General features: G+C 70.5%; 12 protein-coding genes. 7 read left to right on the top strand and 5 right to left on the bottom strand.

Features of this window, described 5'->3' with window-relative positions; all coding sequences use genetic code 11:
* Positions 1–175: AfsR/SARP family transcriptional regulator (locus AWZ10_RS55755; RefSeq protein WP_425264500.1), on the bottom strand; the 175-nt coding region annotated here is incomplete at its 3' end.
* A gap of 230 nt (positions 176–405) precedes the next feature.
* Here AWZ10_RS55755 and AWZ10_RS19790 point away from each other — a divergent pair.
* On the top strand, positions 406–1,206 hold the full coding sequence (locus tag AWZ10_RS19790) for a site-2 protease family protein (RefSeq protein WP_046708385.1): 801 nt from the start codon (positions 406–408) through the stop codon (positions 1,204–1,206).
* Positions 1,207–1,239: 33 nt separating this feature from the next.
* Here AWZ10_RS19790 and AWZ10_RS19785 read toward each other — a convergent pair whose 3' ends face one another.
* A complete protein-coding gene (locus AWZ10_RS19785; protein WP_046708384.1) occupies positions 1,240–1,449 on the bottom strand; it encodes a hypothetical protein in 210 nt (69 codons plus the stop codon).
* A gap of 93 nt (positions 1,450–1,542) precedes the next feature.
* Positions 1,543–2,271 carry an NADPH-dependent F420 reductase gene (gene npdG, locus AWZ10_RS19780; protein ID WP_046708383.1) on the bottom strand — a complete coding sequence of 243 codons (729 nt, stop codon included), beginning with the start codon at positions 2,269–2,271 and terminating at the stop codon, positions 1,543–1,545.
* A gap of 349 nt (positions 2,272–2,620) precedes the next feature.
* Here npdG and AWZ10_RS19775 point away from each other — a divergent pair, with 349 nt between their 5' ends.
* Positions 2,621–3,946, top strand: coding sequence for an MFS transporter (locus AWZ10_RS19775; RefSeq protein WP_244172523.1), 1,326 nt, complete (start codon positions 2,621–2,623; stop codon positions 3,944–3,946).
* Positions 3,947–4,117: 171 nt separating this feature from the next.
* On the opposite strand, the gene AWZ10_RS19770 is transcribed toward AWZ10_RS19775, so the two are convergent.
* On the bottom strand, positions 4,118–4,348 hold the full coding sequence (locus tag AWZ10_RS19770; protein ID WP_037704624.1) for a hypothetical protein: 231 nt from the start codon (positions 4,346–4,348) through the stop codon (positions 4,118–4,120).
* Positions 4,349–4,415: 67 nt separating this feature from the next.
* Between AWZ10_RS19770 and map the strand changes: the two genes are divergently transcribed.
* Together map and AWZ10_RS19760 are read left to right on the top strand one after the other, a co-directional pair.
* On the top strand, positions 4,416–5,273 hold the full coding sequence (gene map / locus AWZ10_RS19765) for a type I methionyl aminopeptidase (protein ID WP_037704623.1): 858 nt from the start codon (positions 4,416–4,418) through the stop codon (positions 5,271–5,273).
* A gap of 245 nt (positions 5,274–5,518) precedes the next feature.
* Complete coding sequence (locus AWZ10_RS19760) at positions 5,519–6,187, top strand: biliverdin-producing heme oxygenase (protein WP_060891711.1); 669 nt, start codon at positions 5,519–5,521, stop codon at positions 6,185–6,187.
* Between the two features lie 152 nt (positions 6,188–6,339).
* Here AWZ10_RS19760 and AWZ10_RS19755 read toward each other — a convergent pair whose 3' ends face one another.
* On the bottom strand, positions 6,340–6,984 hold the full coding sequence (locus AWZ10_RS19755) for a PhzF family phenazine biosynthesis protein (RefSeq protein ID WP_046706082.1): 645 nt from the start codon (positions 6,982–6,984) through the stop codon (positions 6,340–6,342).
* Between the two features lie 212 nt (positions 6,985–7,196).
* Here AWZ10_RS19755 and AWZ10_RS19750 point away from each other — a divergent pair, with 212 nt between their 5' ends.
* The 3 genes from AWZ10_RS19750 (at position 7,197) to efeO (ending at position 10,584) form a co-directional block, all read left to right on the top strand.
* Complete coding sequence (locus AWZ10_RS19750) at positions 7,197–8,252, top strand: FecCD family ABC transporter permease (protein WP_046706085.1); 1,056 nt, start codon at positions 7,197–7,199, stop codon at positions 8,250–8,252.
* Positions 8,249–9,121 carry a heme ABC transporter ATP-binding protein gene (locus AWZ10_RS19745; RefSeq protein ID WP_060891710.1) on the top strand — a complete coding sequence of 291 codons (873 nt, stop codon included), beginning with the start codon at positions 8,249–8,251 and terminating at the stop codon, positions 9,119–9,121. Before AWZ10_RS19750 ends, AWZ10_RS19745 begins: the two co-directional genes overlap by 4 nt.
* Before the next feature lie 311 nt (positions 9,122–9,432).
* Entirely contained in the window at positions 9,433–10,584 is a 1,152-nt protein-coding gene (efeO, locus tag AWZ10_RS19740; RefSeq protein ID WP_046706080.1) for an iron uptake system protein EfeO, read from the top strand.
* The last annotated feature ends 133 nt before the right edge of the window (positions 10,585–10,717 follow it).

Below are 10,717 nucleotides of genomic sequence, written 5' to 3'. Positions count from 1 at the left end.
GCGGGTCGACGGCCCACACCTCGTCGACGAGCGTGGTCGCGGGCACCGTACGCCCCGGCCGCAGCGCGAGCACGGTCAGCAGGGCGCGCAGCCGGGCGCCCCCGACGGGGACGGGGGTGCCGTCGGCCTGCAGTGCCTGGGTGGTGCCGAGAATGCGGTAGCGCACGGGGTCCATTGTCTCCGTCGGAGTCGGGTTCGTGTGTCCGGTACATCGAGTCGGACGCTCCTGTACGACCGTCGACCGTTCGCACCCACCTTCCTAGGAACCAGGAGGGCATCGCGAGACGTTTTCGGCATACGCCCGGTACCGTCGGGCAGTCCATTCGAGTGATCGGCACTTCGTCGGCACACACCAGCAGGGCCGTCGACGAGGTGTCGCGGTCCGCCGAGAGCCTGAGGAGCCCCATGACCACCGCCGCGTCCCGCCGGAGCGACCGGAGGATCAGCCCCGTCTTCATGGGGATCGTGGCCGTCATGGCGGTCACGGGATGGGCCACCTGGACCGGGTTCGCCGAGCAGCCCGGACTGGCCGTCTTCCTGTTCGTGACCTCGGCGTGGATCGTCTCGCTGTGTCTGCACGAGTACGCACACGCCCGCACCGCCCTGCACAGTGGCGACATCTCCATCGGCGCCAAGGGCTATCTCACCCTCAACCCGCTGAAGTACACCCACGCCCTGCTCAGCATCGTGCTGCCCGTCGTCTTCGTGATCATGGGTGGTATCGGTCTGCCGGGTGGCGCGGTGTTCATCGAGCGCGGTCGTATCCAGGGCCGTTGGAAGCACAGTCTGATCTCGGCGGCGGGCCCGCTGACGAACGTCCTGTTCGCGGCCGTCTGCACCGCGCCGTTCTGGCTGGGCGTCACGGACGGCGTGCCGGCGGCCTTCCTCTTCGCCCTCGCCTTCCTCGCGATGCTCCAGGTCACGGCGGCGATCCTGAACTTCCTGCCGGTGCCCGGCCTGGACGGCTACGGCGTCATCGAGCCCTGGCTGTCGTACAAGATCCGCCGCCAGGTGGAGCCGCTCGCGCCCTTCGGTCTGCTGCTCGTCTTCGCGGTGCTGTGGATCCCGGCGGTGAACGGGGTGTTCTGGGACGTGATCGACGCGTTCATGCGGGGCCTGGGGATCGAGGACCAGCTGTCCGACTGCGGTTACTGGCTCTACCGCTTCTGGCGCGAGGACAGCGACATCTGCCTCACCGGGATGTGACGGCCGCGGGCCGGCCGTCCATGACGGCGTGGCTCAGCCGGTGGCGGACCGGCGCTCCTGCCTGGCCTTGCGCGCGTAGTACAAGGTCATGTTGGACGACAGGCCGGCCATCAGCACCCACACCACACCCAGCCAGCTGCCCCGGCTGAAGGAGACCACGGCCGCGGCGATGGCGAGAAGACAGACGATGAGGGCGTAGAGGGCGAGTCGCCGGGCCGGGTCGGGTGGGAGCAAGGGGGGCATGGGGGTCGGCTCCTGGGAGGGCGGTCGGACGGAGTGGTACGGCGTCCAGTGTCCCCCATGCCCGAGGGCGTGGGTGCGTCGGCCGGACGTCGGCTACACGTCCGTCAGGCGGATGCCCGCGTGGGCCTTGTAGCGGCGGTTCACGGAGATCAGGTTGGCGACCAGCGACTCGACCTGGTGGGCGTTGCGGAGCCGGCCGGCGAAGATGCCTCGCATGCCGGGGATGCGGCCCGCCAGCGCCTGCACGATCTCGACGTCCGCGCGCTCCTCGCCGAGGACCATCACATCCGTGTCGATCTCCTCGATCTCCGGGTCTTCGAGGAGGACGGCGGAGAGGTGGTGGAAGGCGGCGGTGACGCGCGAGTCCGGCAGCAGGGCGGCGGCCTGCTCGGCGGCGCTGCCCTCCTGCGGCTTCAGCGCGTAGGCGCCCTTCTTGTCGAAGCCGAGCGGGTTGACGCAGTCGACGACGAGCTTTCCGGCGAGTTCCTCGCGCAGCGATTCGAGGGTCTTGCCGTGTCCGTCCCAGGGCACCGCGACGATCACGATGTCGCTGCGGCGGGCGGTCTCGGCGTTGTCCGCGCCCTCGACCCCGTGCCCTAGTTCTTCGGCGACGCCCTGCGCACGGTCGGCGGCCCGCGACCCGATGATCACCTTCTGGCCGGCCTTGGCGAGGCGGTAGGCGAGGCCCTTGCCCTGCGGCCCGGTGCCGCCGAGCACGCCGACGACGAGACCCGACACGTCCGGGAGGTCCCAGGGGTCCTTGGCCGGGGCCTTCGAAGGCACCTTCGCGGCGGGCTGCTGTGCACTGTCAGTAGAGGTCATGGGCCGACTTTACGTGCGCGCCGGTCGCGGGTGGCGGTCAGGTGGGCGCGGTCACGGGGATACGGCGGCTCGGGCTCCGGCGAGGTGCTCGTCGCGCCCCTCTGCGCCGTGCGCCAGCCCCAGCTGGAGCGGGTGCACGATGCGCGGCGGGGCGTCGCGCCGGGGCGGTCAGTTGTGGGGCCGTGGGCCGATGAGGCCGGGGAAAAGCGGTTGCTGCGGGGGTGGGAGCGGTTGAGCATGGGCCGTCGTGACAGCTTCCGATGATGCCGCTCCGGCCTCCACGGCTCCCTCCCCTCCCGCTTCAGCCTCCGCGGCTTCATCCCCTCCCCCTCCTCCCTCTGCGCCCTCCCTGGATTCGTCCCCTTCCTCGGCTTCCTCGGCTTCCTCGTCTTCGCGGCTGGGCGCGCTGTTGCCCGATCTCGCGCCATGGCGGGTGTCCGTGGATTTTCGACGGCTGTGGGTGGCGGGGCTGATCACGAACTTCGGGAGTTTTCTGACGTTCGTGGCGCTGCCGGTGCAGATGAAGGAGCTGACGGGGTCGGTGGTGGCGGTCGGGGCGATCGGGGCGGTCGAACTCGTGCCGCTGATCGTGTTCGGGCTGTACGGCGGGGCCCTCGCCGACGCGCTGGACAAGCGGGCGCTGATCCTGTGGAGCGAGGTCGGGCAGGGGCTGCTGTGCGCCGGGTTGCTGGTGAACGCGTGGCTGCCGGAACCACTGGTGTGGCCGTTGTACCTGGTGGCCGCCGTGTCGTCCGCGCTGGTCGCGGTCCAGCGGCCGGCCCTGGACTCGATCATGCCCCGGATCGTCCCGCACGAGCATCTGCCGGCCGCAGCCTCGCTCAACTCGCTCCGCTGGACGGTCGGCGGGGTGGCCGCACCGGCTCTGGCGGGTGTCGTCGTGGCCTACGCGGGGCTCGGCTGGGCGTACGCGGCGGATCTCGCGACCTTCGTGGCGTCGGTCGCGCTGGCCGTGGGCCTGGCCCCCTCCCCCGCGTCGCACGAGGCCGCGAAGCCGTCGTTGCGCTCCATCGCGGAGGGGGCGCGGTACGCGTGGAGCCGTAAGGAACTGCTCGGTACGTACGCCGTCGATCTCGCCGCGATGTTTCTGGCGATGCCGCTGGCCCTGCTGCCGTTCCTCGCGGACGAGCTGGACGCCCGGTGGTCGCTCGGGCTGATGTACGCGGCGTTGCCTGCGGGGGCGTTGCTGGTGACGTTGACGAGTGGTTGGGCGTCCCGGGTGCACCGGCATGGGCGGATGGTGGTGCTGGCGGCGGCGTTGTGGGGGCTGTCGGTCATGGCGGCGGGGCTGGTGCGGGATGTGTGGCTGGTGCTGGCGTTCCTGGTGCTGGGGGGTGCGTTCGACATGGTGAGCGGGATCTTCCGGGCGGCGATGTGGAATCAGACCATTCCGGACGAGTTGCGGGGGCGGCTCGCGGGGATCGAGTTGCTGTCGTACTCCGTCGGGCCCCAGCTGGGGCAGGTACGGGCCGGGAGCATGGCGGCGTGGACGTCCGTACGGGCGTCCGTGTGGGCCGGTGGGGTGCTGTGCGTGGGGGCGGTGGGGTTGCTGGCGCTGTGTCTGCCGCAGCTGATGTCCTACGACGTGCGGACGAACGAGCACGCGGTGCGGCTGCGTGAGCGCCGGGAGGCGTGCCCGCCCGTCACTCCCGGCTGACACGAGCCGCCGCCCGCGGACCCCCGCTCCGCCCGCCCTCGTTTCCCACCGGCACCACCTGTCACTCCACAGCGACAGGTACGGGTCTTCCGTGGGGCCGTCGGTGGCTGCAGGGCAGGGTGGGGCTCGGCCCCTCCGGCGCCGGAGGGGCCGCTTCGGCGTCGTGTCGGGTCAGTCGGCGTTCGGGCCGTCGGCCGGGGCGTCGTGCCAGCGAGGGTCGGATTCCCATTCCGCGTTGCGTTCCTGGGCCGTTTCCATGGCTCGGGTGGCGTCCTGGCGGGAGGGGTAGGGGCCCATGCGGTCCTTGCCGGGGCAGTCGGGGCCCTCTTCGACCTTCTTGTGCTCCAGGCAGTAGAACCATTCGCCGGGCTTGCCGACCGTACGCCGTTTGAACAGGGGCATGACCTGAGTTCCCTTCACCAGTCGTCACCGACATGGTCCCCCACCACCGCTGGTTAAACTCGCCTGCATGTCTGGCCAGTCGCTGCTCGCACCGGGGAAGCTCTCCCCCACCCGCACCGTCCCGGGAAACATCCGCCGACCCGAGTACGTGGGCAAGCCCGCCCCGACTCCGTACACCGGGCCGGAGGTGCAGACGCCCGAGACCATCGAGGCCATGCGGATCGCCGGCCGGATCGCGGCTCGGGCGATGGCCGAGGCGGCGAAGCACATCGCGCCCGGAGTCACCACGGACGAGCTGGACCGGGTCGCACACGAGTACATGTGCGACCACGGCGCGTACCCGTCGACGCTCGGCTACCGGGGCTTTCCCAAGTCGCTGTGCACCTCGGTCAACGAGGTCATCTGCCACGGCATCCCCGATTCGACCGTGCTGCGCGACGGCGACATCGTCAACCTGGACGTGACGGCGTACATCGGCGGCGTCCACGGCGACAACAACGCCACGTACCTGGTGGGGGATGTCGATGAGGAGTCGTCGCTGCTCGTCGAGCGGACCCGGGAGTCCCTCGCCCGCGCCATCAAGGCGGTCAGGCCCGGTCGGCAGATCAACATCATCGGGCGGGTCATCGAGTCGTACGCGAAGCGGTTCGGGTACGGGGTCGTGCGCGACTTCACGGGGCACGGGATCAACTCGTCGTTCCACTCCGGGCTGATCGTCCCGCACTACGACTCCCCGCACGCCACCACGGTGATCCAGACCGGGATGACGTTCACGATCGAGCCGATGCTGACGCTCGGGTCGTACGACTACGACATGTGGGACGACGGCTGGACGGTCGTCACCAAGGACCTCAAGCGCACCGCCCAGTTCGAGCACACGCTGGTGGTGACGGAGACGGGCGCGGAGATCCTCACGCTGCCGTAGATCCACATCAGACGCCCTCACGAGTCAGCCCGCCTTCGGCCTCGGCCGTACGGCGGGCTTTTCGTTGCGGCGGATCGTTGCGCGGATCGTTGCGCGGATCGTTGCGCGGATTCCATGTGGGGCCGGTGGGGATCCGGGGTACGGTTTTACCGACAGGGAGTCGGGAACCTGTTGACTTAGGTAAGCCTAACCATAGAAAATGGCGTCAGCTTCTCGTCTTCCTCACTTCGGCACCGGAGGCCTTCATGAACGCGTCGGTCACATCGGACACGGCGTTCTCCACGCTGATCCGCACCGCCTCGCACGAGCAGCACACCGAGGCGGAGTCCACGACGTTCATGGGCGACATGCTGGGCGGCAAGCTCGGTGTCGAGGCGTACACGCGGTACACCGAGCAGCTGTGGTTCGTGTACGCGGCTCTGGAGAGCGCCGCGCCGCTACTGGCCGGCGACCCGGTCGTGGGGCCGTTCATCCAGCCCGAGCTGATGCGGCTGGCCGCGCTGGAGCGGGACCTGGAGCACCTGCGCGGCCCCGGCTGGCGCTCGACGCTCACGGCGCTGCCGGCGACCGAGGCGTACGCGGCGCGGGTCGCCGAGTGCGCGCGCGCCTGGGCCGGCGGTTATGTGGCCCACCACTACACGCGGTACCTCGGTGACCTCTCGGGCGGGCAGATCATCCGGGACCGGGCCGAGAAGACGTGGGGCTTCGCCAAGAAGGGCGACGGGGTTCGGTTCTACGTCTTCGAGGAGATCACCAACCCGGCCGCGTTCAAGCGGGGGTACCGGGAGCTGCTGGACCGGGTGCGGGCCGATGACCTGGAGAAGCAGCGGATCGTGAGCGAGTGCAAGCGGGCGTTCGCGCTGAACACCGCGGTCTTTCTTGCTTTGGGGGAGGAGTTTCCGTTGAGTGCGTGAGGGCTCCGCCCGGGGGTTGGTTGTTCGCTGCGGGTTCATGGGGGCTGGTCGCGCAGTTCCCCGCGCCCCTTGACAGCGCAGGGTGCGGCCTTGCTCCCGGAGGCGCCCCAGGCTCCTCGCGAAGGCGCCCTACCGCTCTTCCCGACAGCGCCCTACCGCTCCAGGAACACCCGCCCTCCGACCTCCACCCACCCGTGCGGCTGCGGGGCCGTGAGGAGCTGGGAGCCCGCGCCCTGGGTGATGTTCAGGGCTCGGCCCAGCTGGGCGGTCAGCTGCAGGGCCGCCGCTCCGGTGGCCTCGTCCTCGTCGATACCGTCGTCGCGGCCGGGGAAGGCGCGGGCGCGGACACGGCCGGCGGCCTCGTCCTCCCAGGCCCAGGCATAGATCCACTCACCAGGCGGCGGGACGCGCAGGTCGTCGACCTCGGCGGCGGAGGCGTACTGGCGGAACGTGCGGGGCGGGGCCCACTCCGGCAGGGCCTCGATCCAGCTGAACTCGCCGTCCAGCCGGGCCCCGACGACACCGGCCTGGGTGACCAGTTCGGGCACGTCGAGCAGCCAGGCCGCGCCCACGCACGGATATCCGGCGAAGGGCAGGCGCAGCGAGGGGGTGTAGATGTCGATGACACCGCGCTCGGGGTCGTCCACGAACACGGTCTCGCTGAAGCCGAGTTTGGCGGCGAACTCCTGACGCTCGGCGCGGTCGGGCATCAAAGAGCCCTCGCGGACGACGCCCAGTTCGTTGCCGTATCCGCCGCGGGGTCCACAGAACACCCGCAGCACATCGAAGTCGCTCACTCCCGCATTGAAACATCAACCGGGCCCCGGGTCGTACCAGGTCACCACACCGCCGGACGGCGATCGGGCAAGGCCCACCCCACCCAGGAGAGGACCAAGTGACCGTACTGGACAAGCCGGTCGAGCCGGAGAGGTCCGGCGGGCCCGCGGAAGCGGGCGAGGCGGCGGGCGCGGCAGCGGGCAAGGCGGCGGGCGATGCGGCCGGGACCCGCGTGGCACGGCCCCCCGTCCCCGCGCGACGTCGCGCCCCCCTTCTCCTCACCGTCGGTCTCGTCGTCGCCCTCCTCGTCCTGGTCCCCCTCGCCGGTGGGCTCGGGGCCTATCCGATCCCCACCGGTGACGTGATCTCGTCGGTCGTCCACCGGATCGGCCTCGGCGGGGCGGAGCTCGAACGCGTTCCCGAGTCGGTGCTGTGGAACGTGCGGTTCCCGCGGATCGTGCTGGCGTTGCTGATCGGGGCCTCGCTCGGGTGTGCGGGGGCGCTGATGCAAGGGATCTTCGGCAACCCGCTGGCGGAGCCGAGCGTCATCGGCGTCTCGCTGGGCGCGGCGGTGGGCGCGGTCGCGACGATCGCGTTCGGGATCACGTTCCTCGGGAACTGGACGGTGTCGGTGTTCGCGTTCGTCGCGGGGCTGATCACCGTGTTCGTCGTGTACGCGATGTCCCGGTCGGGCGGTCGTACGGAGGTCGTGACGCTGATCCTCACCGGTATCGCGGTGAACGCGTTCGCGGGCGCCACGATCGGGCTGTTCATCTTCCTGGCACAGGACACGGCGGCCGTCAACCAGATCACCTTCTGGCAGCTGGGTTCGCTCGCGCAGTCGACGTGGCCGAAGGTGCTGGCGGTGCTGCCGTGCGCGGTGGTCGGGCTGGCCGTCGCGCCCTTCTCCGCGCGGAAGCTGGACCTGCTCGCGCTGGGTGAGCGGCCGGCGCGGCATCTCGGGGTGGACGTGGAGCGGCTGCGGGTCGTGCTGATCCTGGTCGTCGCACTGCTCACCGCCGCCGCCGTGAGCGTGTCGGGGGTGATCGGTTTCGTCGGGCTCGTCATCCCGCATCTGCTGCGAATGGCGGCCGGGCCGGGGCACCGGTTCCTGATCCCGGGCAGCGCGCTCGCCGGGGCGGTCGTCCTGCTGGCGGCGGACCTCGCGGCCCGCACGATCGTCCAGCCCGCCGAACTCCCCCTCGGCGTCCTCACCGCCCTGATCGGCAGCCCGTTCTTCTTCTGGCTGCTCCGCAGGACCCGCCGCAAGCAGGGAGGCTGGGCATGACGTCCAGGACGAGCGGGACGTCCCGAAGAGGGTTTCTCCGGGGGCGGCTGGGCGCGGGCGCTCCCGCTCCGCCGCCTCCGTCCGCCCCCGGTGACGTCCTCGCCGAGGCCCAGGACGTCACCGTCCGGCTCGGTGCCCGGGAGGTGCTCCACGGTGTCTGCGTCGCCGCCCGCGCCGGCGAGGTGCTCGCCCTGGTGGGGCCGAACGGGGCCGGGAAGTCGACGCTGCTGGGTGCCCTGGCCGCGGATCTGCCGGTCGACGGCGGTGTCGTACGGGTGCACGGGCGGCCGGTGGGCGAGTGGTCGGCGTCCGAACTCGCGCTGCGGCGGGCGGTGTTGCCCCAGTCGGCGGCGCTGTCGTTCCCGTTCACGGTGGAGGAGGTCGTACGGATGGGGCGGGCGCCGTGGGCGCGGCAGCCGGGCATGTACGACGAGGACGACGCCTCCGTGGCCGAGGCGATGGCGGTCACGGAGGTCACCGGGTTCGCGGCCCGGCCCTTCTCCGCGCTGAGCGGCGGTGAGCGCGCCCGGGTGGCGCTGGCGCGGGTGCTCGCCCAGCCGGCGCCGCTGCTGATGCTGGACGAGCCGACGGCCGCGCTGGACCTGCGGCACCAGGAGCTGGTGCTGCGGGTCTGCCGGGAGCGGGCGCGGGCCGGGGACGCGGTGGTCGTCGTGCTGCACGATCTGGGGCTGGCGGCGGCGTACGCGGACCGGGTGGCCGTACTGCGGGACGGGCGCGTCGCGGCGGACGGGCCGCCGGCCGGGGTCTTCGAGGAGGCGTTGCTGTCGGAGGTGTACCGGCAGCCGGTCGAGGTGTTCCGGCATCCGCGGACCGGCGATGTCCTGATCACTCCGAAACGGGGTTTTTGAACCAGAAAGATCGCGAAAGGCATCCGAGTTCATGAAAGATCTCGAAGGTCGCGAAGGATCTCAAGGTCGCGAAAGACAAAGGAAGTTGATGCTTGGACGGGAAACCGCGTTCTTGACCGGGGAATGGATCTCTTGACCCACTCTTGACCGGACTATGGGGGCTGTTTTGAGTCACCGTGATCGGCCCGTGCTCGTACGGCTCCGGAGGGAGGGTTTCACTGGGGGTACAGCAATTGGTGAGGTTAGCCTCAGATAACTTGGGGCCGCCTCACCTTCTCTGTGTGTCCCCTGTGTACTGCCTTGGAGCCGGAATGCGCCCCCTCAGACTCTCCGTCGTCACCGCCGCCGCGACCGTGGCGGCCCTGACCGCCGTGACCGGCTGCACCGAGAAGAGCAGCGCGGGCGCGGATGGGGCCATCACGGTGACCGCGACCGACACCGAGTGCGAGGTGTCGAAGAAGGAGTTCCCGGCGGGGCACGTCGAGCTGGACATCGAGAACAAGGGCTCCAAGGTCACCGAGGTCTACCTCCTCTTCCCGGACGACCGCGTCGTCACCGAGCGCGAGAACATCGGGCCCGGCACCAAGCAGAAGGTCACCGCCGAGGTGAAGGCGGGCGACTACCGGATCGCCTGCAAGCCCGGCATGAAGGGCGACGGCATCCGGCAGGACGTCAAGGCCACCGGCGGCGGCAAGGTCGCCAAGAGGGACCCCCGGCTCGACGCGGCCGTCGCCTCGTACCGCAAGTACGTGCAGGGGCAGGCCGACGAGACGGTCCCGCTGGCGAAGGTGTTCGCCGAGGCCGTCAAGGACGGGGACGTCGAGGCCGCGAAGAAGGCGTACGCGCCCTCCCGTATCGGCTGGGAGCGCACCGAGCCGGTCGCGGAGTCCTTCGGTGACATCGACCCGAAGGTCGACCTGCGCGAGGACGGTCTGGAGGAGGGCCAGGACCTGGAGAAGGACTGGACCGGCTGGCACCGGCTGGAGCGCTCGCTCTGGCAGGACGGCAAGCTCACCGACCGCGACTCCCAGCTCGCCGATCAGCTGGTGACGGACCTGGAGGACTGGCAGAAGCGGGTCGGCAAGGCCGAGATCACCCCGACCTCCATGGCCAACGGCGCCAAGGAACTTCTCGACGAGGTCGCCACCGGCAAGGTCACCGGCGAGGAGGAGCGCTACTCGCACACCGACCTCGTCGACTTCAAGGCGAACGTCGAGGGCGCCGAGGAGTCGTACGAGCTGCTGAAGTCCGTCGCCGCCGAGAACGACCCGGAGCTGACGAAGGAACTCGACCAGCAGTTCGCGGCGCTGAACACGCTGCTCGACAAGTACCGCAAGGACAGGACGGGTTACGACTTCGTCTCCTACGACAAGGTCGGCAAGGCGGAGCAGAAGGAGCTGTCGGACGCGGTGAACGCGCTCGCCGAGCCCCTCTCGCAGCTCGCGGCAGCCGTGGTGAAGTGACGATGACCACCGACGACTCCCCCGAGCCCGGCGCCCGTACTGCGTCGGAGAACTCCCGTACTCCGTCGAGGCGTGCGCTGATCGGCTGGGGCGGTGCCGGGCTCGCGCTCGGTGCCGCCGCGGGCGGCGGCGC

Source organism: Streptomyces europaeiscabiei (assembly GCF_001550375.1).
In the GTDB taxonomy this organism is placed as follows: Bacteria; Actinomycetota; Actinomycetes; order Streptomycetales; family Streptomycetaceae; genus Streptomyces; species Streptomyces europaeiscabiei.
This window is presented reverse-complemented; position numbering and strand designations above follow the sequence as displayed.

What these genes read in the sequence shown, in the direction of transcription:
- efeO (WP_046706080.1), top strand. Translation starts at nt 9,433, where the DNA reads ATGCGCCCCCTCAGACTCTCCGTCGTCACCGCCGCCGCGACCGTGGCG.
- AWZ10_RS19745 (WP_060891710.1), top strand. Translation starts at nt 8,249, where the DNA reads ATGACGTCCAGGACGAGCGGGACGTCCCGAAGAGGGTTTCTCCGGGGG.
- AWZ10_RS19790 (WP_046708385.1), top strand. Translation starts at nt 406, where the DNA reads ATGACCACCGCCGCGTCCCGCCGGAGCGACCGGAGGATCAGCCCCGTC.
- AWZ10_RS19770 (WP_037704624.1), bottom strand. Translation starts at nt 4,348, where the DNA reads ATGCCCCTGTTCAAACGGCGTACGGTCGGCAAGCCCGGCGAATGGTTC.
- npdG (WP_046708383.1), bottom strand. Translation starts at nt 2,271, where the DNA reads ATGACCTCTACTGACAGTGCACAGCAGCCCGCCGCGAAGGTGCCTTCG.
- map (WP_037704623.1), top strand. Translation starts at nt 4,416, where the DNA reads ATGTCTGGCCAGTCGCTGCTCGCACCGGGGAAGCTCTCCCCCACCCGC.
- AWZ10_RS19760 (WP_060891711.1), top strand. Translation starts at nt 5,519, where the DNA reads ATGAACGCGTCGGTCACATCGGACACGGCGTTCTCCACGCTGATCCGC.
- AWZ10_RS19785 (WP_046708384.1), bottom strand. Translation starts at nt 1,449, where the DNA reads ATGCCCCCCTTGCTCCCACCCGACCCGGCCCGGCGACTCGCCCTCTAC.